Annotated in this window: 24 protein-coding genes; 22 read left to right on the top strand and 2 right to left on the bottom strand. The window is 55.4% G+C overall.

Features of this window, described 5'->3' with window-relative positions; translation table 11 throughout:
* Nucleotides 1–4: 4 nt before the first annotated feature.
* Together GZH47_RS04140 and GZH47_RS04135 are read right to left on the bottom strand one after the other, a co-directional pair.
* Nucleotides 5–1,186, bottom strand: coding sequence for a nucleoside recognition domain-containing protein (locus tag GZH47_RS04140; RefSeq protein WP_162638793.1), 1,182 nt, complete (start codon nucleotides 1,184–1,186; stop codon nucleotides 5–7).
* A 702-nt stretch (nucleotides 1,187–1,888) separates the two neighbouring features.
* On the bottom strand, nucleotides 1,889–3,124 hold the full coding sequence (locus tag GZH47_RS04135; protein ID WP_162638791.1) for a nucleotidyltransferase: 1,236 nt from the start codon (nucleotides 3,122–3,124) through the stop codon (nucleotides 1,889–1,891).
* Nucleotides 3,125–3,238: 114 nt separating this feature from the next.
* Between GZH47_RS04135 and GZH47_RS04130 the strand changes: the two genes are divergently transcribed.
* From GZH47_RS04130 to GZH47_RS04025, 22 genes are all read left to right on the top strand, one after another.
* On the top strand, nucleotides 3,239–3,751 hold the full coding sequence (locus tag GZH47_RS04130) for a YceD family protein (protein ID WP_162638789.1): 513 nt from the start codon (nucleotides 3,239–3,241) through the stop codon (nucleotides 3,749–3,751).
* A gap of 44 nt (nucleotides 3,752–3,795) precedes the next feature.
* Complete coding sequence (gene rpmF, locus GZH47_RS04125; RefSeq protein WP_162356977.1) at nucleotides 3,796–3,969, top strand: 50S ribosomal protein L32; 174 nt, start codon at nucleotides 3,796–3,798, stop codon at nucleotides 3,967–3,969.
* Between the two features lie 301 nt (nucleotides 3,970–4,270).
* On the top strand, nucleotides 4,271–4,888 hold the full coding sequence (fapR, locus tag GZH47_RS04120; protein WP_162638788.1) for a transcription factor FapR: 618 nt from the start codon (nucleotides 4,271–4,273) through the stop codon (nucleotides 4,886–4,888).
* Complete coding sequence (gene plsX, locus GZH47_RS04115; protein WP_162645066.1) at nucleotides 4,872–5,861, top strand: phosphate acyltransferase PlsX; 990 nt, start codon at nucleotides 4,872–4,874, stop codon at nucleotides 5,859–5,861. Before fapR ends, plsX begins: the two co-directional genes overlap by 17 nt.
* An 8-nt stretch (nucleotides 5,862–5,869) precedes the next feature.
* Nucleotides 5,870–6,856, top strand: a complete 987-nt coding sequence (locus tag GZH47_RS04110) for a beta-ketoacyl-ACP synthase III (RefSeq protein ID WP_162638785.1) — start codon at nucleotides 5,870–5,872, stop codon at nucleotides 6,854–6,856.
* A 54-nt stretch (nucleotides 6,857–6,910) separates the two neighbouring features.
* On the top strand, nucleotides 6,911–7,837 hold the full coding sequence (gene fabD / locus GZH47_RS04105; RefSeq protein WP_162638783.1) for an ACP S-malonyltransferase: 927 nt from the start codon (nucleotides 6,911–6,913) through the stop codon (nucleotides 7,835–7,837).
* A gap of 772 nt (nucleotides 7,838–8,609) precedes the next feature.
* A complete protein-coding gene (fabG, locus tag GZH47_RS04100) occupies nucleotides 8,610–9,359 on the top strand; it encodes a 3-oxoacyl-[acyl-carrier-protein] reductase (protein ID WP_162645065.1) in 750 nt (249 codons plus the stop codon).
* Nucleotides 9,360–9,452: 93 nt separating this feature from the next.
* The gene (gene acpP / locus GZH47_RS04095; protein WP_161696667.1) at nucleotides 9,453–9,689 is read left to right on the top strand and encodes an acyl carrier protein; all 237 of its coding nucleotides are present in this window, start codon (nucleotides 9,453–9,455) and stop codon (nucleotides 9,687–9,689) included.
* Between the two features lie 141 nt (nucleotides 9,690–9,830).
* A complete protein-coding gene (fabF, locus tag GZH47_RS04090; protein ID WP_162638781.1) occupies nucleotides 9,831–11,072 on the top strand; it encodes a beta-ketoacyl-ACP synthase II in 1,242 nt (413 codons plus the stop codon).
* Nucleotides 11,062–11,754 (top strand): ribonuclease III, encoded by a 693-nt coding sequence (gene rnc, locus GZH47_RS04085; RefSeq protein ID WP_162638779.1) that lies wholly within the window; start codon nucleotides 11,062–11,064, stop codon nucleotides 11,752–11,754. Before fabF ends, rnc begins: the two co-directional genes overlap by 11 nt.
* Before the next feature lie 299 nt (nucleotides 11,755–12,053).
* Nucleotides 12,054–15,629, top strand: coding sequence for a chromosome segregation protein SMC (smc, locus tag GZH47_RS04080; RefSeq protein ID WP_162638777.1), 3,576 nt, complete (start codon nucleotides 12,054–12,056; stop codon nucleotides 15,627–15,629).
* A gap of 104 nt (nucleotides 15,630–15,733) precedes the next feature.
* Nucleotides 15,734–16,738 carry a signal recognition particle-docking protein FtsY gene (gene ftsY, locus GZH47_RS04075; RefSeq protein ID WP_162638775.1) on the top strand — a complete coding sequence of 335 codons (1,005 nt, stop codon included), beginning with the start codon at nucleotides 15,734–15,736 and terminating at the stop codon, nucleotides 16,736–16,738.
* Nucleotides 16,739–16,887: 149 nt separating this feature from the next.
* Nucleotides 16,888–17,259 (top strand): YlxM family DNA-binding protein, encoded by a 372-nt coding sequence (gene ylxM / locus GZH47_RS04070; RefSeq protein ID WP_162638773.1) that lies wholly within the window; start codon nucleotides 16,888–16,890, stop codon nucleotides 17,257–17,259.
* Between the two features lie 64 nt (nucleotides 17,260–17,323).
* The gene (gene ffh / locus GZH47_RS04065) at nucleotides 17,324–18,697 is read left to right on the top strand and encodes a signal recognition particle protein (RefSeq protein WP_162638771.1); all 1,374 of its coding nucleotides are present in this window, start codon (nucleotides 17,324–17,326) and stop codon (nucleotides 18,695–18,697) included.
* 43 nt (nucleotides 18,698–18,740) lie between these two features.
* Entirely contained in the window at nucleotides 18,741–19,013 is a 273-nt protein-coding gene (rpsP, locus tag GZH47_RS04060) for a 30S ribosomal protein S16 (protein ID WP_126016297.1), read from the top strand.
* 26 nt (nucleotides 19,014–19,039) lie between these two features.
* Entirely contained in the window at nucleotides 19,040–19,270 is a 231-nt protein-coding gene (locus GZH47_RS04055) for a KH domain-containing protein (RefSeq protein ID WP_162638769.1), read from the top strand.
* A 186-nt stretch (nucleotides 19,271–19,456) separates the two neighbouring features.
* A complete protein-coding gene (gene rimM / locus GZH47_RS04050) occupies nucleotides 19,457–19,975 on the top strand; it encodes a ribosome maturation factor RimM (protein WP_162638767.1) in 519 nt (172 codons plus the stop codon).
* A 3-nt stretch (nucleotides 19,976–19,978) separates the two neighbouring features.
* Entirely contained in the window at nucleotides 19,979–20,731 is a 753-nt protein-coding gene (gene trmD / locus GZH47_RS04045) for a tRNA (guanosine(37)-N1)-methyltransferase TrmD (RefSeq protein ID WP_162638765.1), read from the top strand.
* A 181-nt stretch (nucleotides 20,732–20,912) separates the two neighbouring features.
* Nucleotides 20,913–21,254: a 50S ribosomal protein L19 gene (gene rplS / locus GZH47_RS04040; protein WP_162638763.1), complete on the top strand. Its 342-nt coding sequence runs from the start codon at nucleotides 20,913–20,915 to the stop codon at nucleotides 21,252–21,254.
* Nucleotides 21,255–21,458: 204 nt separating this feature from the next.
* Nucleotides 21,459–22,160 (top strand): signal peptidase I, encoded by a 702-nt coding sequence (lepB, locus tag GZH47_RS04035; RefSeq protein WP_162638761.1) that lies wholly within the window; start codon nucleotides 21,459–21,461, stop codon nucleotides 22,158–22,160.
* A 13-nt stretch (nucleotides 22,161–22,173) separates the two neighbouring features.
* Nucleotides 22,174–23,040, top strand: coding sequence for a ribosome biogenesis GTPase YlqF (gene ylqF, locus GZH47_RS04030; protein WP_162638759.1), 867 nt, complete (start codon nucleotides 22,174–22,176; stop codon nucleotides 23,038–23,040).
* Between the two features lie 173 nt (nucleotides 23,041–23,213).
* Entirely contained in the window at nucleotides 23,214–23,855 is a 642-nt protein-coding gene (locus tag GZH47_RS04025; protein ID WP_162638758.1) for a ribonuclease HII, read from the top strand.
* The last annotated feature ends 79 nt before the right edge of the window (nucleotides 23,856–23,934 follow it).

Here is a 23,934-nt window from a genome sequence, read left to right as displayed (position 1 = left end):
CGAACTAGCGGAGCTTCAGCTTCGCTGTTGCTGCGGATACGCAGACGAGCAGCGTCATCGTGCAGATGAATACGAGAAGAAGCAGCGGCGCATAGGGCCATAAAGAATGCAAGTCGCTGGCACGAATGACGCCAGACGGACCGGGACCCGTTTCTTCGTACCGCCAGGCAAAGGTCGCGGCGGCGGGAGACAGGCCGCTCATCATGACGGTAATGGGTTTCCAGCACGTAAGCATCAGCACGAAAGCCGTGGCGCTGTGCAGGAGGCGAGCTGCGGCTAACGACCGCAAGGTGAGGCCGGTGCCCGATATGGCCGCTCCGGCTTGCAGCAGGGCGCTCAAGCCGCCCCAGCTGAGCACGGCGGCAATGGCGGCAGCTTTCCATGGCAAGCCGCCCGTGAACGCAGCGGCGGATGCGGCATATGCGCCGATATGGCTTTCGACGAGGCCGGGGAGCACGAAGGCGGGGATGGAGCCGGGCATCAGCGGTTCCAGCAGCTTCACGAGCACGGCGCAGAAAATCATGAATCCGCCGATCGCCATCAGTTTATAGACAGCCACGGTAACGGCGTCGCCGAGCAGCTTGCCGAATGAGCGCCCGTCGCGTTCCCTCGCTTCGCGCATTGCTCTGGCAGCTTTGCGAAAAAGGCTGGCAGACGAGCGGGCTTCGGCCGGAGCGGCTTCGAGTTTCGTCATTCTGGCGACGACGAGAACAGGGAGCAGGGCAGCCAGCCAGACGACGATCGTGATGGCCGCGCCCAGCTCGGGACGATGCAGGAACCCCGTGCCGACGACAAGCAGCATGAAGAGCGGATTCGGCATATGGGACAGCGCGAGCAGCCGATTGCCTTGCTTGACGGTCAACGCATCCCTCTTGCGCAGCGCGGCCGCTGCTTCGGCTCCGCACGGGAAACCGCCTGTCCAGCCGAGCGCAAGCGCAATTCCGGCCTCGCCCGGGAGGCGAAACAACTTTTGCATGATCGGATGCAGAAGGGTGCCGAGCGCGTGCACGACGCCGAAGGCCAGCATCAGCTCCAGGAGCGTAAGAAACGGCAGCAGGCCGGGAAAGACGATATTCCACCACACGGTCAATCCTTGCAAGGAAGCCTGGAACGCTTCATCGGGTCTCGTAATGATCGATGCGACGAGCAGAACGGATAAACAAGCAAGCAAGAGGGTGCGTTTCATCGTACCTCACTCCATATACAGGGTAGGGCGGCCGGACAAACCGGCGCCACTACATGCTTACGCTTGTCTAGTGAAGATTAGACCCGGCGATCCCCCTAAATCCCCCTTCGCCAAGGGGGACCCCAAGGACTCTGTCCTCTGGACACCTGGATGGGATAACGTTTGTGCTGCAGAGCAGCGCTCTCGGGTTACTTGTGTGCGTGGCTCGTTTTCGTCCCTGGTGGGACACACTTGACGATTGGCGCTCGCGAGTTACCTGCTGCCCCTTGCGGGGCCATGATAACGTTGCGCGCCGCAGAGGCGGTTGGGAGCCAATGCGTGCGGGGCCGCGCTTTCGTCCCTGGCGGGACACGCTTTACGGTGGTGCGCGTTGCAAGCCGGCGCCTTTGGCTGGCTTGCCGGAGGCGGCAGGTTCTCGCCGCCGAAGTTGGTTGTTACAGCTGCATGGGGCAGCTGTTCTTTGCAAGCCGGCGCCTTTGGCTGGCTTGCCGGAGGCGGCAGGTTCTCGCCGCCGAAGTTGGTTGTGTTACAGCTGCTTGGGGCAGCTGCTCATTGCAAGCCGGCGCCTTTGGCTGGCTTGCCGGAGGCGGCAGGTTCTCGCCGCCGGAGATGGTTGTTACAGCTGCTTGGGGCAGCTGCTTTTTGCAAGCCGGCGCCTTTGGCTGGCTTGCTAGAGGCGGCAGGTTCTCGCCGCCGGAGTTGCTAGATGCTGACGGGCCTCTCGTAATAATCGCGGAATAGATCGCGCGGTGTTGCATTCGGCCAGCCGAGTGCGTATACCGACGTCGCTTGGACGTCGAGTGCCAGATAAGGGAAGTCGTTCCCGGCGGCGCTCTGCAGTACCGGCAGCTTCGCTGTAGTTCGCATCCTCTTCAGCAATTCTCTGCCGCGGGGGCTGTAGCCTAGGACGCGGATATATTGAACGCCGGTTCGCAGCCGCTCCGGCGAGAGAAGCTCTCTGTCGTGCCCGAGCAGAACGGCGAGCAGCGCCCGCTGGAGCTTCGTGCGCGTATAACGCTTCGTCTTCAGGCGTTCCAGCAGCGGTTCGAACGCCAGTGCGTCCAGTTCGGTCAGCGTACGTTTGATGCGGTGCTCAAGCCCTTCGCTAATTTCATGATAGCGTTCGAGCGCGGCCGCCGGTTCGCTGACGAGCTTGTGGAAGAGCTGCGGCGCATACTGCTGCCAGCCGTTGCGGCCGCGGCCGATCTCGTGGTCGCGGAGCAATAGCTCCATCGTGGACGACGGGACGAAGGGTGCCGCGCAGTCCGGAGATTGCGATTCCGCGACAAGCTTGCGAATGGCCGTTGCGCTGGCGATCTGCGCATCGGTGATGTCCGTCTGCGCGTAGCCGGCTTTCTCGCGGCGCAGCGAGAACGGTTCTATGGCGCTGCCCAGCCGCTCCAGTGCCAGCAAGTAATGCAGCCCGAGCGTATTGTTGGGCTGCTCGAACGGGAAGGCCGCGGCTTCCTCGTCGCCGGCCGCGGCCATGAAACGCCGGACGGCGCCGCTGTATGCGGCGGGATAGCTGGCGCCCGTCCGAAGTTCATCCGCCATGAGCCCCGCGAACGCTTCCGGCTCATGCGCGAGCAGCCGCGCGACGCGGCGGAGCGGCGCAATGTCGCCCGCCTCGCTGCCGAAGCAGAGCGCGTCTACGACGCCGGTCGCGTCCAGCAGCGCCGCCGCGCCGTAAGCGAACCATTCCGCCGCCTGCGTGGAATAGGCGACGGGCAGCTCGATGACGACGTCGCAGCCGCCGCGCAGCGCCATCTCGGCGCGCGTCCACTTGTTCAGCAGCGCGGGCTCCCCGCGCTGCAGGAAATGTCCGCTCATGACCGCGACGACGGCGTCGCTTTTCGTTATTTTTAGCGATTGCTGCAAATGATAAAGATGTCCGTTATGGAACGGGTTATACTCGACAATAATCCCAACTGTACGCATGGACAAACCTCCGAACGACTGTATCGTATATTTTTCACTATATCACGGCGTGAAAATGTTGACAAAACGAATCGATAATCGATATAATAAACTTTGTTTGTTTGGAGTGATACCATGGAGATTCATGTACGCGAATTATCAGCCAAAGGAATAAGAACGACGTTCAAGTCCAGCTTGAACACCGATTGGCTGAAGCAAGTGCGCAAGGATGTCTTGAACGCGAGTCCGATGGAAGTGAACATGACGGCTTGGGGAGAAGACGGCGTTGCCCATGTGGAGGGCGAATTGGCGATCGACGTGGAACTGTCCTGCTCCCGCTGTCTGGAACCTACCAAGGAGCATGTCGTACTGCCGTTTCACGAACGCTTCAAGCTTGAAGCCGAAGTGGACGGATCGGAGCCGGAAGATACCATTCCGGTGGAAGAGGACAAGCTGGAGCTCGAGCCGATGCTGGAAGAAATGCTGATGCTTGAACTGCCATTCGTGCCGCTGTGCAGCGAAGACTGTAAAGGACTTTGCCACACATGCGGAAGCAACCTAAATGAGCAAAGTTGCGGCTGCTCGAACGAGCGGATCGATCCGAGGCTTGCCGCCTTGAAAGACTTGTTTAAAGACTCGAAGGAATAAGAGCGCTATGCGCTTGATGCAATTCTGTTAAGGAGGTGGGAAACATGGCAGTACCACAACGTAGAACATCGAAAACGCGTCGTGACAAACGCCGCACGCATTTCAAACTGGCGGTGCCGGGCATGGTGAAGTGCGATCAATGCGGAGAATTGAAATTGGCTCACCGCGTTTGCAAAGTTTGCGGAACTTACAAAACTAGAGAGATCATCAAACAATAGTTTGAGGCTCACGGGTAGCACTTCATCTTCGGATGGAGTGCTATTGTTTGTTTGAGGGACAATTCGTTTATCATTTTAGGTGAGAAGCTAGGTTTACTTTGCGGGAATCCGCCTTTCGAATGGCGATTTATAAATGAAATAGGCGTCCGACATTGCACGAAGCGGCGTTCTTCTATATACTGTTAGTACCTGGTTATAATAGCTGATTGTAAGGCGGCATGCTCCGTTTTAATCGGCCGCCGGTTCGGCCTTGCCGAGTATGAACTGCAGCCGGGGCATATACTTAGGATATTTGGCAAAGGTGGTGCGGACCATCGAACGACTTCCGAAACGAGAGCGTCATCAGCTGCTGAATTCGCTGATTGACGATAATCCCTTTATAACGGATCAAGAGCTGACGCGACAGTTGAAAGTCAGCATCCAAACGGTGCGGCTTGACCGGCTGGAGCTGGGTATTCCCGAACTGCGGGAACGCATGAAACTAATGGCGGAACGTTCGTACGACCCGGTCCGTTCATTGCAGCTGGATGAAGTAATCGGCGATATCGTGGATCTGCAGCTGGATCACAGCGGCATTTCCATTTTTGAAATTAAAGAAGAACATGTATTTTCCAGAACCGGCATCGCCCGCGGCCATCATGTGTTTGCGCAGGCGAATTCGCTCGCGGTAGCGGTGATAAACGATGAAATCGCATTGACGGCCACGGCGGATATCCGCTTTGTCCGGCAAGTGAAACTTGGCGAGAAATGCATAGCCAAAGCATATGTAAGGTCCATCTCCGGCGGACGCAGCAAAGCGAAAGTCGAAGTCTTTTCTTATGTAAGCGATGAAATGGTATTTCAGGGCAGCTTTGTTATTTTTCGTTCCGCAGGCGAGTCGGTCATCGAAGGAGGTATGGATGGTGCGGATCGCAATTGATGCGATGGGGGGCGACCATGCTCCTTCCCAAATCGTAAAAGGCGCTTTGGAAGCGGCATTGGAAATGCCCGAGGTTACGGTCATTCTCGTAGGTGATACGGAGCAGATCAAGACGCATCTTGGTGCCAAGGTGCCGTCGAACATCGAAATCGTTCATGCGGACGACGTTATCGGTCCCGACGACGAGCCGGTCAAAGCGGTACGCCGGAAGAAAGGCTCATCCATGGTCATGGCTGGACAAATGGTGCGCGAAGGTCAAGCGGAAGCGATGCTGTCCGCGGGCAATACCGGCGCGCTCATGACGACGGCGCTGCTCGTTGTAGGCCGATTGGAAGGCATCGAGCGTCCGGCGCTCGGCACGATGCTGCCGACGATGGACGACGTAGGCGTGCTCGCGCTCGACTTGGGCGCGAACATGGACGCGAAACCGGAGCATTTGCTGCAGTATGCCATCATGGGGAGCATGTACAGATCCCGCATGAACGGGCAAAGCAAACCGCGCGTCGGCCTGCTCAACGTCGGTACGGAGGCCATGAAAGGCAACGAATTGACGAAAGCGGCGTTCGACCTGCTGGAAACGGCGCCGATTCATTTTATCGGCAACGTGGAAGCCAGGGACGTGCTTATGCGCAACTGCGACGTATTGATCTGCGACGGCTTCGCGGGCAATATTATGCTTAAAGCGATGGAAGGGACGGCGGGAACGCTGTTCAAGACGATTCGGGATATTTTCACCAGCTCGTTGCTGTCTAAATTGGCCGCGGCGGTCGTCATGCCAAAGCTTCGCATCCTGCGCAAGAAAATGGATTACAACGAACACGGCGGGGCTCCGCTGCTTGGTATTAACGGACTGGTCTTCAAATGCCACGGATCCTCGGACGTCAAAGCCGTCAAAAATACGGTCCGCCAAGCTAAATTGGCGATCGAAAACAGCTTGGTATCTTCTATTGCAGCGGAAATTAGCAGGAAGTGAGTGGGAGCATGCAGCTACATCCCGTAGGTATTATCGGCACTGGCAAATATGTGCCTGAACGCGTTTTAACGAACAAAGATCTGGAACAAATGGTCGAAACGAACGACGAATGGATCGTCACGCGGACCGGCATGCGCGAGCGCCGCATTGCGGCTCCGGAGCAAGCGACGTCCGATTTGGCTTATGAAGCTTCCCTGGTAGCGTTGAAGGCAGCTGGATTGACGGCCGAGGATATCGACCTGATCATCGTAGCGACGATCACGCCCGATATGTTCTTCCCGTCGACGGCCTGCTTGCTGCAGGAGAAGCTCGGCGCGCGTAAAGCGGCGGCGTTCGACTTGTCGGCGGCCTGCTCCGGGTTCATCTACGGCCTGGCGACCGCATCCAATATGATCGCGACCGGCATGTATAAGCATGTGCTCGTGGTCGGGGCGGAATGCCTGTCCCGGATTACGGATTACACGGACCGCAACACCTGTATCCTCTTCGGCGACGGCGCAGGCGCGGTCGTGCTGGGCCAAGTGCCCGAAGGCCGCGGCTTCCAATCCTTCGAGCTCGGTGCCGACGGTTCCGGCGGCGAGCTGCTCCGCGTCTGCGGCGGCGGTTCGCGTATGCCTTCTTCGGCGGAAAGCATCGAAGGCAAGCAGCATTTTATTTATATGGCCGGCAACGAAGTCTATAAATTCGCGGTGCGCATCATGGGCAATGCTGCGGAAGAAGCGTTGCGAAAAGCGGGGATCGACAAAAAAGACATCGATTTGCTCGTTCCGCATCAAGCGAACATCCGGATCATCCAGTCGGCGTTGAACCGTTTGGATCTGCCGCAGGAGAAGTGCATGATCAACCTGGATAAATACGGCAACGTTTCGGCAGCATCGATTCCGATCGCGCTTGCCGAGGCAGTAGAACAAAACCGTGTCAACGAAGGCGACCGCATCGTGCTGGTCGGATTCGGCGGCGGATTGACCTGGGGCGCTTCCGTCCTGGTGTGGTAATTATTTCTTTCCTTATAAGAGCGACAAGTATACGTCTCGGAGGTGCTGTTACGCATGGGTAAGACTGCATTCGTGTTCCCTGGCCAAGGCGCTCAAGCCGTCGGCATGGGACAAGATATTTATGAAGCTTTCCCGGCTTCGCGAGCCGTTATCGACGCGGCTGACGAGGCGCTGGGCTTTAAACTAAGCGACATTATTTTTCAAGGCCCGGAGGAGCAGCTGAAACAAACGGCGAATACGCAGCCTGCGCTGCTCGCCGTCAGTATCGCTTTTCTTGAAGCGTTAAAAGAAAGCGGCCTTAAAGCCGACTACGCGGCCGGCCATTCGCTTGGCGAATACAGCGCGCTTGTCGCGGCAGGCACGCTGTCGTTCCAAGACGCGATTCGCACGGTCCGCGCACGCGGTGAATTCATGGAGCAGGCCGTTCCAAGCGGCCAAGGCGCCATGGCAGCCGTGCTCGGCGCAGAACGCGAAGCGCTGGCGGCCCTATGCGTGTCCGCATCCGCGGACGCGGGAGCAGTCGAGCTGGCAAACGTCAACTGTCCGGGGCAGATCGTCGTGTCCGGTACCGCAGCAGGCGTACAAGCCGTTGTCGAGCGGGGCAAAGAAGCAGGCGCGAAACGGGTTATCCCGCTCGAAGTAAGCGGACCGTTCCATTCCTCGCTGATGAAACCAGCCGCGGAACGCCTTGAAGGCGTGCTCGCGTCCGTCTCCATGCAGGATGCGTCGATTCCGGTCATCGCCAATGTAACCGCTCGGCCGGTCACCGAAAGCGGCGAAATTCGCAAATTGCTCGCAGAACAGGTATACTCGCCTGTATTGTGGGAGGACAGCGTACGCTGCTTAATCGAACAAGGCGTCGACACGTTCGTCGAGATCGGATCGGGCACCGTGCTCGCGGGTCTGATTAAGAAGATCGACAAAACGGTTAAGGTTATTTCGGTCAACAGCTTGGAAGCTTTGAAGGCTGTTGCCTTGTAAAGTTTGAAGAGCTTGAAGAGCTTGAAAGCATGCTAGTCGCAAAGGTGAAGGGGGCATGACCTGCGTTCGGTATGGGCCTCCAATCGCTGTTGTACTCGGATTTCTTGAATTTATACATTCAAGAATGGTTGAAATCCGAGTACAAAGGCGAACGCTTACGCTTTTCCGACTCCATACCGACCTCCGGTCACTTTGTTTCACCTGTTTTCGGTCTTGCAGGGCTTTCGCCACAGGCGATACTGCAAGCAGCAAAAGCTGCAAGCAGCATCGCCTGCCAAAAAAAAGGAGCTGCCCCAGGCAGCTGTAACAACCAACTTCGGCGGCGAGGACTTGCCGCCTTCAGCAAGCCAGCCAAAGGCGAAGGCTAGCTAAGAAAGCAGCTGCCCCAGGCAGCTGTAACACCAACTTCGGCGGCGAGAACCTGCCGCCTCCGGCAAGCCAGCCAAAGGCGCAGGCTTGCAACGCGCACTAACGTAAAGCGTGTCCCGCAAGGGACGAAAGCGAGGCCCGGCACACAGTGGCTCTCAACCGCCTCTGCGGCGCACGACGTTACAATGGCCCCGCAAAGGGGCAGCAGGTAACTCGCGAGCGCCAAACGTAAAGTGTGTCCCGTCAGGGACGAAAACGAGCCAAGCACATACATAACCCGAGAGCGCTGCTCTGTGGCACGAACGTTATACCTTTCCGGGTGTCCAGAGGGCTGGAAGCCCTTGGGGTCCCCCTGGCGAGGGGGATATAGGGGGCCGTAAATCACTGAAGGGAGAGATTTCAAATATTTGCCAACCTTAATGGAAAAGTAGCATTGGTCACCGGCGCATCCCGCGGCATCGGCCGCGCCATCGCACTCGAGCTGGCAGCAGCCGGTGCAGACGTCGCGATCAACTATTCCGGCAGCGAAGCGGCTGCGGCGGAGACGGCCGAAGCGGTTCAGGCGCTTGGACGCCGGTCGCTCGTGCTGAAAGCGAACGTCGGCAAAACCGACGAGTTCGACGGCATGGTGAAGCAAGTCATTGAAACTTTTGGCGTCATTGATATTTTGGTGAATAACGCAGGCATTACGCGTGACAATCTAATCATGCGCATGAAGGAAGAAGAGTTCGATCAAGTTATCGAGACGAACTTGAAAGGCGTGTTCAACGGCGTGAAGGCCGTGACCCGCCAAATGATGAAGCAGCGTTCGGGCCGCATCATTAATATTTCGTCCGTCGTCGGCGTCCTGGGCAATCCGGGGCAAGCCAACTATGTCGCCGCCAAAGCGGGCGTCATCGGGCTGACGAAAGCGTCTGCCCGCGAGCTGGCTTCGCGCGGCATTACAGTGAACTGCGTCGCGCCGGGCTTTATTCAGACGGATATGACGGATAAACTGCCGCAAGAAATGCGCGAGAAGCTGGCAGCGGACATTCCGCTCGCCCGTCTCGGGGATCCGAAAGATATCGCAGCCGCGGTACGTTTCCTAGCTTCGGACGCAGCTGCCTATATGACAGGTCAAACGATCCATGTCGATGGCGGGATGTACATGTAGCGTTTCCGGACATGGCATGGCAGACGCCGAGCCGTTTGGTGTATGGCATTTTGTCCGCAATTCTCGTATAATACCATGGAGGAGGTGAACCGGATGTCCGATGTATATGATCGTGTAAAGCGCATCGTAGTCGACCGCCTTGGCGTTGACGAGTCGGAAGTAACGCTTGAAGCTTCTTTTAAAGAAGATCTTGGAGCGGACTCTCTTGATGTCGTTGAATTGGTCATGGAACTGGAAGATGAGTTCGATATGGAAATCTCTGATGAAGATGCAGAGAAAATTACGAGTGTAGGAGAAGTCGTAAATTACATAGCTTCTCTAGCGAAGTAATAGAAGATGACAAGTCCCGTTGCAATAGCGGGACTTCTCTCCATATTAGAGCGATGCAGCCTTTGCATCCTGACGAAGTGAAAGCGCATTAGCGTTTTTATAAATAGATTGAATTAGAGTTCTCATTAGAGGTGAATAGACATGAAGCAGAGAGTAGTCGTTACGGGCATGGGGGTTATGACTTCGCTCGGTTCCGAATTGGAGACATTTTGGGGCAATTTAATGGAAGGCAAGTCCGGCGTTTCCACCGTTGAAGCATTTGACGTTTCCGAATATTCGACCCGCATTGCGGCTGAAATAAAGAACTTCAACCCGGAAGAGTACGGCATCGACAAGAAAGAAGCGCGCCGTATGGACCGATTCGTGCAATTCGCGGTCGTCGCCAGCCAGCTGGCCGTCAAGGATGCAGGCATTCACATCGGATCGGACGTGGACGCAGAACGCGTTGGCGTCATGATCGGATCCGGCATCGGCGGTTTGGGCACATGGGAAGACCAGCATAACATTTTGCTGGAGAAAGGTCCGAAGCGCGTGAGTCCGTTCTTTATCCCGATGATGATCGCGAACATGGCATCCGGTCAAGTATCGATGTCAACGGGTGCGAAGGGTCCGAACAGCACGGCGGTAACCGCTTGTGCGACGGGCACGCATTCCATCGGCGATTCGTATAAACTCATTCAGCGCGGCGATGCCGACCTGATGATCTGCGGCGGTGCGGAAGCGACGATCAGACCGACGGGCATGGCAGGATTCTGTTCCATGCGTGCGATGTCGACTCGCAACGATGAGCCGGCACGGGCATCCCGTCCGTTCGACGTGGACCGCGACGGTTTCGTCATGGGCGAAGGCTCCGGCGTACTGGTATTGGAGTCGCTGGAACATGCGCAGCAACGCGGCGCACGTATCTACGCGGAAATTATCGGCTACGGCATGAGCGGCGACGCGCATCACATGACCGAACCGGATCCGGACGGCGCTGCGCGCTGCATGGCCAAAGCGCTTCGCGACGGTGGTCTTGAGCCGTCTCAAATCGATTATATCAACGCGCACGGCACATCGACGCCGGTTGGCGATCAGTCGGAAACGACGGCGATCAAGAAAACGTTCGGCGAGCATGCCTACAAGCTGGCGGTTAGCTCCACGAAATCGATGACGGGTCACTTGCTCGGCGCAGCCGGCGGCGTGGAAGCAGTCATCCTGGGGTTGACGCTTAAGAACGGCATCATTCCGCCAACGATTAATCTCGACAATCAAGATCCGGAATGCGATCTCGATTATGTACCGAACGTTCCGCGCCAAGCGGATGTTCAATACGCGCTGTCGAATTCGTTCGGCTTCGGGGGACATAATGCGACGATCGTGATGAAGAAATATGAAGCATGATCAATTTGACGAGCTGCAGCAGAGACTGCAGCTCCGTTTTCGTGCGGTTAAGCTGCTTCGGCAAGCGTTCACGCACACTTCGTACGTAAACGAGCATCGTCAAAGCGCCACGGAGCATAACGAGCGGCTCGAGTTTCTAGGCGACGCGATTTTGCAGCTGACGGTGTCGGAATTTCTGTACCGGACGTTCCCGGAACGGCCGGAGGGACAGCTGACGCGGATGCGGGCATCGATCGTTTGCGAAGCATCGCTGGCCCGATTTGCGGAAATGCTGGATCTCGGTTCGCATATCTTGCTCGGACGCGGAGAAGAACAGCTTGGCGGAAGGCAGCGTCCCGCGCTGCTCGCCGATTTGTTCGAAGCCTTCGTCGGGGCAATCTATCTGGACCAAGGTTTGGAAGCCGTAAGAACGTTTCTGGCTTCGCATATGTTTCCGCATATCGACAGCGACGGGGTTATGGTGGGCAAGGACTTCAAGTCGACGCTGCAAGAGAAAGCTCAGCAGGCGGGCATGGGGCCGATCGAATACCGGATAGTCGAAGAGCGCGGTCCTGCGCACGACAGGGAATTCATCGTGGCGGTCTACATCGGCGAGACCTCGTACGGTTCCGGCAGCGGCCGGACCAAGAAAGAAGCGGAACAGCAGGCCGCGGCTGAAGCTTGGCGCAAACTGGCTACGTAACGAAATACACGGCAAGACGAAAATTCTGGTCACCTCAGGTAACCGGGATTTTTTATTTTAAGAGCGAAGCAGGATTCGTTCTCGCGAGTTACGATTCTATAGGGAAGAAACACGTCGAATCGGATGAAATCGGCGGCAGACGCAGCTTCTAAATCGAGGGATGATTCGTATGGAAAATACCCCCCTTTTATGGATGCGTAGGTCGGACGAACAGGAGATCCCCGACTTATTTCGACGTATTTCGACCCTGATCTTTTGATGCAATTATGGTACAATAGGCGTTGAGGTGAAGGTATTCGATGTTCCTGAAAAGGATTGAGTTAGCTGGATTTAAATCGTTTGCCGACAAGACGGAGCTGGAATTCGTCCGCGGCATTACGGCGGTCGTTGGCCCGAACGGCAGCGGCAAGAGCAACATCAGCGACAGCATCCGCTGGGTATTGGGCGAGCAAAGCGCCAAGAGCCTGCGGGGCGGCAAAATGGAAGATATCATTTTCGCTGGAAGCGATGCCCGCAAAGCGGTCAATTTCGGCGAAGTATCGCTGACGCTTGATAATGCGGACGGCGCGCTTCCGCTTGATTATAACGAAGTGACGGTTACGCGGCGCGTACATCGCAGCGGAGATAGCGAATATTTGATCAATAAGCAGTCGTGCAGACTGAAGGATATAACGGAATTGTTCATGGATACGGGGATCGGCAAGGAAGCCTATTCGATCATTGGACAGGGACGGATCGAGGAAATTCTAAGTACGCGGTCCGAGGATCGCCGCGGTATTTTCGAAGAAGCGTCGGGCATCGTGAAATATAAGTCGCGCAAGCGAGAAGCACAGAAGAAGCTGGAGGATACGGAGTCGAATTTGCTGCGTATTCACGATTTGGTGACGGAGCTCGAGGATCAAGTCGAACCGCTTCGCGTTCAATCGGAGAAAGCGATTCAGTACAAGCAGCTGCGCGATCAGCTGAAGACCGCGGAAATTTCCATGTACGTACATAATATCGAGACGGTGCACCAATCGTGGACGGAATCGAATACCCGCATGGCAAAGCTGCAAGAAGAGCAGCTGGCGCTGTCGACGGTCGTCAGCAAGCATGATGCGATGCTGGAGAAGGATCGCCAGAAGCTCCGCGAACTAGAGGAAGCGCTGGATCGGCTCCATGAAGCGATGCTTCAGTACAGCGAAGAGTACGAGAAATGCGAAGGCTACGGCGAAGTGTTGAAAGAGCGCAAACGCAACATGGAGCAGAACCGCACGCAGCTGGAAGCATCGATGGCCGCGCAGAACGAACGGATCGGCGCGCTGACGAAGGAAGAAGCGGAATTCCGCAGCAAGGCGGCTCTGCTGGAGAACGAGCTTGAGAGCTTGCGGAAGAAATTGGCGGAAGAGGAAGTGCAGCTGCTCGGAACGACGGCTTCGGCTTCCGGCGACGCGGAAGAATCGCTCAAAGGCGAACTGCTCGACGTGCTCAGCACCATGGCGCAGCTGCGCAATGAAATCCGGTATGCGCTCCAACAAGAAGAAGCGCTGCAGCGCCGGATGGAACGGCTCGGCGACGAACATGCCAAGTGGCAGGAGCAGCATGGGCGGGTAACGACCCGGAGAACGGATCTTCAGAAGAAGCTGGAGACGACGCTTGCGGACATCAACAAAATGCGCACCAAGTACATTACCGAAGCCGAGGGGCTGCAAAACGGTCAGAAGCTGCTGGAGGAAGCGCAGTCCGCGATCCGCAAATGGGAGCAGAAGATGGAGGCGCTCACCTCCCGCCGCGATACGATGAAAGAAATGCAGGACGATCTCGATGGCTTCATGCACGGCGTCAGAGAAGTGCTGAAAGCGTCGCGCCGCACGTCCGGCGGCATCGAAGGCGTCCATGGCGCGGTGGCGGAGCTTGTGCGCGTGCCGGAGAAAGTGGAGCTTGCGATCGAAACCGCGCTCGGCGGCGCGCTGCAGCATGTCGTCATGAACGATGAACGCAGCGCCCGCGCGGCGATCGCGTTCTTGAAATCCCGTCAGCTGGGCCGCGCGACCTTCCTGCCGCTCGACGTTATTCGCGGGCGCAATATCCCGGATCACGAGCGCAGAACGATTGCGGGCATGGAAGGATTCGTCGGCGTTGCGGCCGAACTGGTGTCCTGCGACGCCAAGTACGCGAATATCGTGGAAAACCTGCTAGGCAACGTGCTGATTTCCGAAACCTTGGAGCAGGCCAATCGAATCGCGGCCAAAATTCAATATCGGTTCCGGGTCGTAACGCTGGAAGGCGACGTCGTGAACGCCGGCGGTTCCATGACAGGGGGCAGCCTTCAGAAGAAGGGCGCGAACCTGCTCGGCCGCCAGCGGCAGATCGAGCAGTTGGATGAGGAGATCAAGTCGACGGACGGGCAGCTTGCGAAGCTCCGCGACAAAGTCAGCGATTTGCGCAAAGAACAATCGATCCTTAATCAAAATGTGGACGAGCTCCGTACGTTGGGCGAGAAGCTTCGTATCGACGAGCAGCATCTTCGCGCGGAATTGCAGCAGCTCGACAACGAGAAGCGCAATTTGGACGATCAAGCGCAGCTATTCCAGGCTGACAGCGCGGGCCATAGAACGGAACAGCAGCAGATCAGCAAATCCGCGAAAGACGCGGAAGAGCGGCTTGAATTGCTGACGAAGGAAGAAGCGCGCCTGCAGGAAGCGATCCGTATCGCGGAGGAACGCCGGAAAGCCGGAGAGTCCGCCAAGGAACAGCTGCAGGATCAATTGACGGATATTAAGATCGCGCTAGCCAAAACCGATCAAGAGAAAATGTCGTTCGAGGATCAGGCGGCAAGGGTTCGTTCCGATATCGGACGCGCCAAGCAAGAGTTGGCCGGCATCCGGGACATGCTGCAGCGCCAGGACGAAGAGACGCGTCTGCACGGGGAAGAAAGCACGAAGCAGACGGATCAGTTGAACGCCTTGAAGCTGAAGAAAGACAACTGCGCCGATCAAACGGATTTGAAACGCGCCGAACGCGTGGAACTGACGCGCGAACTGGAAAACGGCGAGAGCGAGACGAAAGAGCAGCGCACGCAGCTGCGCAATGTCGAGGATCAGCTGCGCCAAATCGAAATCGCCGTCAACCGTTTGGATGTCGAGCTGGACAATTTGCTGCGCAAGCTGAGCGAGGAATACGAATTAAGCTACGAGCTGGCCAAGGAACGTTATCCGGTTCCGGAAGACGTGCTTGCGCTCCAGAATGATGTTCGCGATTTGAAACGCCGCATCTCGAGCTTGGGCGAAGTCAATCTCGGCGCAATCGACGAGTACGAGCGCGTCAAGGAGCGGTATACGTTCCTGAACGACCAGAAGAACGATCTGATCGAAGCCAAGACGACGCTGTATCAAGTTATTCGCGAAATGGACGACGAGATGAGCCGCCGGTTCAGAACGACGTTCGAAGCGATCCGCGGTCACTTCGTGGTGGTCTTCTCGAAGCTGTTCGGCGGCGGGCGCGCGGATCTGATCATGGTTGAACCGGACAGGGTGCTTGACAGCGGCATCGATATTGTTGCCCAGCCGCCAGGGAAGAAGCTGCAGAACTTGCAGCTTCTCTCCGGGGGCGAGCGCGCCTTGACGGCAATCGCGCTGCTGTTCGCCATCCTGCAGGTCAAGCCGGTTCCGTTCTGCGTGCTCGACGAAGTCGAAGCCGCGCTGGATGAAGCCAATGTCGCCCGGTTCGCCCAATATTTGCGCGAATTCTCGGAGCTCACGCAGTTTATCGTCGTTACGCACCGCAAAGGCACGATGGAAGAAGCTGACGTGCTTTACGGGGTGACGATGGAAGAGGGCGGCGTATCCAAGCTCGTTTCCGTCCGCCTGGAAGACGAGGAAGCGGTATCCGCGTAATTCGTTGCATCCGATTCATCCAAACGAACGTATACAAGGAAGCCGGAGCCGAGCGCGCTTAACAGCGAGGCCCGGCTTTTGCAAGCAGAGACGGAGGTTCAATAATGAGTTTTTTTAAACGTTTGAAAGAGAGCATCGCGCAGAAGACCGAGGCAGTCACGTCCATATTCAAAGAAGGCCTGACCAAGACGCGTACCGCATTCGTAGGTAAAATCGAGGAGCTTATCCTGCGCCGCAAAAAAATCGATGAGGCGTTCTACGAAGAGCTGGAAGAAATTCTGATCGGCGCCGACGTAGGCGTGAACACGGTCATGCAGCTGATCGACGAGTTGCGGGCGGAAGTGAAGAAACGGAAGATCGAGGAAGCGGCAGAACTTCAGCCGATCCTATCCGAACGTCTTGTGGACCTGTTGAAAGGCAACGCGAAAACCGAGCTTCGTATGGCGGAATCGGGCATGACCGTTATCCTGTTCGTCGGCGTGAACGGCGTCGGCAAAACGACGACGATCGGCAAGCTCGCGCATAAATTCAAGAGCGAAGGCAAGTCCGTTCTGCTAGCGGCCGGCGATACGTTCCGTGCCGGTGCCATCGAGCAGCTGGAAGTATGGGGCAAGCGCGTCGGGGTTGACGTCATCAAGCAGGAATCCGGCGCGGACCCGGCGGCAGTTATGTACGACGCGGTCCAAGCGGCGAAGCAGCGGAATGTAGATATCTTGTTGTGCGATACGGCTGGACGTCTGCAGAACAAGCATAATCTGATGGAGGAGCTGAACAAAATCTTCCGCGTCATTCAGCGCGAAGTACCGAGCGCGCCGCATGAAGTACTGCTCGTGCTCGACGCGGCAACGGGTCAGAACGCGCTCAGTCAAGCGAAGCTGTTCGGCGAGAAGAGCGGCGTTACGGGGCTTGTCCTGACGAAGCTCGACGGAACCGCCAAAGGCGGCATCGTGATCGCGATCCGCAACGAGCTGGATTTACCGGTGAAGCTTGTTGGACTCGGCGAGAAAATGGAGGATCTGCAGGAATTCGATTCCGAGCAATTCGTTCATGCGCTGTTCGGCGGACTGCTTCAATCGGTTGAAGACGAGCAAGAATCAGGCCGGGCATAACGCAACTTTCACAGCATGAATTTACGTTGTTAAAGTTGAGTTCGAAGGTGACAAGGGAATATACTTGACAGTGTATAGGCCGCTGAGCTATGATAGTCGTCGTGGATATGGTGTAAAGGTAATTGCCTTGACGCAAAGGAGCGGATCACATGACGGTTTATGAAACCGACGCCCTGGCGAAGACGACACGGATCAATATGCTGTTCGACTTCTATGAGCAGCTGCTGACGGAGAAACAGCAGACCTTTCTAAAGTATTACTTCCATGACGACTATTCACTCGGTGAAATTGCTGCCGAGTTCGATATTAGCAGACAAGCGGTTTATGAACACGTCAAGCGGGCGGAAGCCGTACTCGAAACATGCGAAAGCAAGCTGAAGCTGCTTGCCAAGCATGAGGCGGCCGAGCAATGGCTGCAAAAGCTGGATGCAGCGGCAGATCGGCTTATAGACAGCGAGCTTCGCGCCGAGCTTATGGCCATTGCGCACGGATTGCGAAATGACGGGACGATAATTACATAGCTTTCATTATCTTACCGGTGTCCCGGTTGAGACTTCATGTATAAACTTTCAGGAGGTGACGACTATGGCATTTGAAGGATTGTCCAGCAGACTGCAGAATGTTTTCGGCAAATTGCGCGGCAAGGGCAAAGTAACCGAGGATGATGTGAACGAGGCAATGCGCGAAGTACGCTTGGCGCTGCTCGAAGCTGACGTTAACTTCAAGGTCGTCAAGGATTTCATCGCGAAGGTGAAGGAACGGACGGTCGGTCTGGAAGTGTCGAAGAGCTTCACGCCTGGCATGGTCGTCGTCGATATCGTAAACAAAGAGCTGACGGAATTGATGGGCGGCTCGAACACGAAGCTTGCCAAAGCGAACAAGCCGCCGACCGTCATCTTGATGGCAGGCTTGCAAGGTGCAGGTAAAACGACCTCGTCCGCGAAGCTGGCGAAACTGCTGCTCAAGGACAAGCATAAGCCGTTGATGGTTGCCGGCGATATTTACAGACCTGCAGCGATCAAGCAGCTTCAAGTGCTCGGAGAGCAGATCGGCGTTCCGGTGTTCACGTTAGGCGATCAGACCTCTCCGGTCGAAATCGCCCGCCAGGGACTTCAGCTTGCCAAGGATAACGGTCATGACTACGTCATTATCGATACGGCCGGCCGATTGCACATCGACGAAGCGTTGATGACGGAGCTTCGCCAAATCCATGAAGCGACGAATCCTGACGAAGTGCTGCTTGTGGTCGATGCCATGACGGGTCAAGAAGCGGTTAACGTGGCGCAAAGCTTTCACAGCCAGCTCGAGCTGACAGGCGTCATCTTGACGAAGCTGGACGGAGATACGCGCGGCGGTGCGGCATTGTCGGTCAAAGCAGTTACCGGCTGTCCGATTAAATTCGCGGCAACGGGCGAGAAGATCGAACCGCTGGAGCCGTTCCATCCGGAACGCATGGCTTCCCGTATTCTCGGCATGGGCGACATGCTGTCGCTGATCGAGAAGGCGCAATCCAGCATCGACGCCGAGAAAGCGGCCGAGATGGAACGCAAGATGCGCACGGCAGAATTCACGTTCGAGGATTTCCTGGATCAGATGGAACAGGTTCGTAAGCTTGGCCCTTTGGATCAGTTGCTCGACATGATGCCTGGCATGGGCAAGATGAAGGACATGAAGAACATGAAGGTGGACGAGAAACAAATCGGCCGCGTGGAAGCGATCGTCAAATCGATGACGAAAGAAGAGAAGCGCAAGCCCGAAATTCTCAATCACAGCAGACGCAAACGGATTGCAACAGGCAGCGGTACTTCCGTAGCGGAAGTGAACCGGCTGATCAAGCAGTTCGACGATATGAAGAAGATGATGAAGCAATTCTCATCCATGATGGGTCCAAAAGGTCCGAAGGGCGGCATGAAAGGCCTCAAAGGCATGCTCCCAAAAGGAATGAAGTTCCCGTTTTAATGGTTTGCTAAGCAAGGATATTTTTTGAAGGAGGTGAATTCTCATGGCAGTACGTATTCGTTTGAAACGTATCGGTGCGCATAAAGCGCCTTTCTACCGTGTGGTAGTTTCCGATTCCCGTTCCCCGCGCGATGGTCGCTTCATTGAAGAAATCGGTACTTATAATCCGGTTGCTCAACCGGCTCAAGTTAATATCGATGAAGAGAAAGCTCTTAAATGGCTTCAAAACGGAGCGCAAGCTTCCGACACAGTCCGCAACCTGCTTTCCAAAGCAGGCGTAATGACGAAGCTTCACGAGTCGAAACTTCAAAAATAAACCACTCGATGCGGGGGCCTATTGTGATGAAAGAATTGATTCTTGTCATAGCGAAGGCTTTAGTGGATAACCCGGAGGATGTACGCGTCGACGTGAAAGAAGACGATCGCGGCACCGTCTATCAGCTGTCGGTCAATCCCGACGATGTCGGGAAAGTGATCGGCAAGCAGGGACGGATCGCCAAAAATCTAAGAACAGTCGTCGCTTCTGCTGCCGTAAAGTCGCAGAAGCGCGTCATGGTCGATATTATTTCGTAGGCGATCGTACATCGAGACAGAGCTAGGATAGCCATCCTAGCTCTTTTTCGATGAAATATAAGGATCTATTAGCTTTTCTTCACATAAATGGGCTTCTATTTCTCCGGAATGAAACGCGCTTCGCCTCCGATGGACGGCGCTTGCCGTTTCACCTTGGCAAATTACGAATAAGGCAGGAGACAACGAATGGATCAACAATGGTTATCTGTCGGCAAACTGGTCAATACGCACGGCATTCGCGGCGAAGTGAAAATCTTTTCGCAAACGGATTTTCCCGAGGAACGTTTTGCGCCGAATAAGGTATTGACGCTTATGAACGAAGAGAATGGTCAGCAGCTGAAAGTGGAAGTACTGAGCTCAAGAGAACATAAAGGGATGTACATCGTGAAGCTGAAAGGCTACGAAAACATCAACGAAGTCGAGAAATACAAAGGCTGGTCGCTGAAGGTATCCAAGGAAGACTTGGTCGAATTGGATGAAGGCGAATATTACCAGCATCAAATCATCGGCTGCAAAGTCGTAACGGACGAAGGCGCGGAGCTTGGCGTTATTACGGAGATTCTCGTTCCCGGCGCTAATGACGTGTGGGTGATTCAACCGCCGAAAGGCAAACAGGTGCTCATTCCCGTCATTGACGAAGTCGTGTTAAACGTGGATGTCGCGAATAAAGTCGTCAAGGTTCATCTGATGGAAGGGCTGATTTAGCTCATGCGCATCGATGTACTGACGCTGTTTCCCGAAATGTTCGATGGCGTATTCGGAGCCAGTATTCTTGGCAAAGCGCGAGATAAGGGAATCGTCGGCTTGAATGCGGTTAACTTCCGGGATTACGCGAATAATAAGCATAATACGGTAGATGATTACCCTTACGGCGGAGGCGGGGGCATGGTGCTTAAGCCAGAGCCCTTGTTCGCGGCCGTGGAGGCGCTTATGCCTGAAGGCGGAGACAAGCCGCGGGTCATCCTGCTATGCCCGCAGGGCGAGCCTTATACGCAGAAGAAGGCGGAAGAACTATCTGCCCAAGAGCATCTTATCTTCGTATGCGGCCACTATGAGGGCTATGACGAGCGGATTCGCCAGCATCTCGTGACGGATGAGATTTCCCTAGGCGATTATGTGCTGACCGGAGGCGAGCTGCCGGCGATGGTGATGATCGACAGTATCGTGCGTTTGCTGCCCGGCGTGCTTGGCAACGAAACGTCGGCTGTTACGGATTCCTTCAGCACGGGCTTGCTGGAGCACCCTCATTATACGCGTCCGGCTGTTTTCCGAGGTTGGGAAGTGCCCGAAGTGCTCATGTCCGGCCACCATGCGAACGTGGAGGTTTGGAGGCGTCAGCAATCGATTCTGCGTACGCTGGAGCGCCGTCCGGAGCTGCTGGATACCGTCGAAATGACCAAGAAAGAACGGCTGTGGCTTGCGGAGCAGATCAAGAACAGGCAGCAAAATGAATCGCAGTAAACGGCCTTCATGAAACTCGAGATTTTGCATCAATCCTGTTGTTGTGTTCTGGGCGGGGTTATGTTAAAATAGCAGATGTTGCTTTGTTAACTCGGACGGTCCGCTATAAAGCAGAGACCCGGTTTCCAAAGGGATTCCGGTAGCTTATAAGAACGTCTATGGTGGAAGGAGTTGAAACTAAATGAATCTTTTGCAAACAATTGCGCAAGAAAATCTTCGTACTGACCTTCCTAGCTTTCGTCCAGGCGACACGCTTAAGGTACACGTAAAAGTTATCGAGGGCACGCGCGAGCGTATCCAGCTGTTCGAAGGCGTTGTAATCAAACGTCGCGGCGGCGGTATCAGTGCTACTTTTACAGTACGTAAAATTTCGTACGGCGTTGGCGTAGAAAGAACGTTCCCAGTGAACTCGCCGAAAATTGAGAAGATCGAAGTTGCACGCCGCGGTAAAGTCCGTCGCGCGAAACTGTACTATCTCCGCAATCTTCGCGGTAAAGCTGCGAGAATCAAAGAAATTCGCTAATGAACGACAAGAGGGGGACTTGCGCAAACAAGTCCCTTTTCGCTTTTTAAAAAGTTCGTAACGGTGACATTTCTGTGAGCATTGAAACTGAGAAGCAGCTTTTTCCGTCTTATAACGAGAATGCTGATTCTTCTTGTACATAATTGAACAGGTATCGGATTGGCGGACGAGGGCTTATATTCCTGCATAGAAGAGGGTGTAATCATGGATCAACAGGAGCGCAATGACGAACAACTAATGAGGCAGGATGACGTAAAGCCAGAGGAACAACATACGGTCGTTGACGGTGCGGATGCTCCTGAAACGCCAAGCAAGCCGCCAGCCAAAGGACGCGCGCAGAAAGAAGTGTTCGAATGGGTCAAGGCGCTTGCGATTGCCGCGATTCTCGTGCTGGTGATCCGCTATTTCCTGTTTGCGCCATTCATCGTGGATGGACCTTCCATGGAGCCTAATTTCTATACAGGTGAACGATTAATCGTCAACAAGGCGGTTTACGAGCTGCGACATCCAAAACGCGGCGAAGTCATCGTATTCCATGTGCCTGACGAGGGCAGAGACTTCATTAAACGCGTTATTGGCGTGCCAGGCGATAAGATCAAATACGAGGATGACAATCTCTACGTTAACGGGAAATTGGTCGATGAGCCGTATTTGAAGCAATCGATCGCTGCAGCCAAGGCTAACGGCGAGATTTTCAACAACGAAGGCGGACCGGAACGCAACTTCCCGAATTCGAACTTCGATACGGACGTCGTACCCGAGGGCCATGTGCTCGCTTTCGGGGATAACCGCCGAAACAGTAAGGACAGCCGGATTATCGGTTATGTGGACGACAAGGAAATCGTCGGTCGGGCGGATATCATTTTCTGGCCGATGAACAAAATGGCTTTCGTGAAACACGGATGAGGTGAATGACAGCATGACGATTCAGTGGTTTCCCGGTCACATGACGAGAGCAAGAAGGGAAATTCAAGAGAAGCTTAAGTTGATCGATATCGCGATCGAGCTCCTTGACGCCCGCGTACCGCTTTCCAGCCGGAACCCGATGATAGACGAAATTTTGCAAGGTAAGCCGCGGCTCATCTTGTTGAATAAAGCAGATCTGGCGGACCCGAAGACGACGGAGAAATGGCGGGCCTATTTTGCCGACAAAGGCATTGCAAGTCTGGCGATCGACGCTTCTACGGGCACGCGAGTCAATGAAATTCCGGTGAAAGTGAAAGAACTGCTGCATGACAAAATCGCCCGGCAAATTGCCAAGGGCATGATCCCGCGCGCCGTTCGCGGACTGATCGTGGGCATTCCGAACGTCGGAAAGTCGACGCTGATCAACCGTCTGGCCGGACGCCATATCGCGGCAACCGGAGATCGGCCCGGCGTAACGAAAGGCCAACAGTGGATCAAGGTCGGCACCGAGATGGAATTGCTCGATACGCCAGGGATTTTGTGGCCGAAATTCGAAGACCAGCTCGTCGGATTTAAGCTGGCGATGACCGGCGCGATCCGCGAGCAGGTTCTGAACGTGGAAGAAGTGGCATTCTTCGCGATCAAAGAGCTGACGACTTATTATTGGGATGCGCTCGCAGAACGTTTCGGGTTGACCGAACCGCCAAGCGACACGGAAGACAATAATGAGCTTGTACGCGTCATGGAAGATATCGGACGCAAACGCGGCTGTCTCGTAAGCGGCGGACGCGTGGATTTGGAGAAAGCGTCCGGCGTTATTCTGCGGGAGCTTCGTGCTGGCAACTTGGGTCGCATTACGCTGGAAACGCCTTGGCTGTAAATATTAGAAACAGCTGCCTTGTTCGCAAGGCGGCTGTTTTTTTGTTTTTTAGGGGATGCCATGCCGATGCAGGATGGTTGAAATTGTGAATGGAATATGGATAAAAGCTGCATGACAGCAAGAGCAGAAATTGCGATAATAGCCTATATAGATGCGGTATACATAAGCAAAGCATGAATCGTGGAAGCGGGGAAACGGGAATGTTGGAAGAGTTCGAGAAGCCTCTGTGGGAGCAGGGTTATCATAGTTTGGCAGGCATCGATGAAGTCGGGCGCGGCTGTTTGTTCGGGGACGTCGTTGCAGCGGCCGTTATTTTGCCTGTCGGGCTCGTATTGGACGGGATTAACGACTCCAAGAAGCTATCGGAGAAAAAACGGGAAGAGCTGTATTGGCAAATTCTCGATTGTGCTGAAGCCTGGGCTGTCGCGCGCGTCGATGCGGCCGTCGTGGATGAGATTAATATCAAACAAGCCGCAAGGCTGGCGATGAAGCAGGCGGTCGAGATGCTGGGCATCCAGCCGGAGTTTTTGCTCGTGGACGCGGAGAAGGTCGACATCGACTTGCCGCAGCAAGCCATTATTAAAGGAGATGCACGGAGCCAGTCCATTGCGGCGGCCTCGATTCTCGCCAAAGTGACGCGTGACCGGCTCTGCTGCGACGAATGGGATAAACTCTATCCTGCGTACGGAATCGCGATTCATAAAGGATACGCGACGAAGCTGCATCGCGAGAAGCTGCTGGAATTCGGTCCGAGCCCGATGCATCGGCAGAGTTTTCTGGGGAAGCTGTTTGCGGAGCAGCAGGTATTGTTCTAGGGGATGAAGCAGGATCAGGATGCGTGAAGGCTGCTATGGTGGTAATTGGTAGGAGCACGGAGCGAAAGCAAGCGGATTA

The sequence above is a fragment of the Paenibacillus rhizovicinus genome, from assembly GCF_010365285.1.
GTDB lineage: Bacteria > Bacillota > Bacilli > Paenibacillales > Paenibacillaceae > Paenibacillus_Z > Paenibacillus_Z rhizovicinus.
Note: the sequence above shows the minus strand (reverse complement) of the source record. Positions and strands in the feature narration are given on the sequence as shown.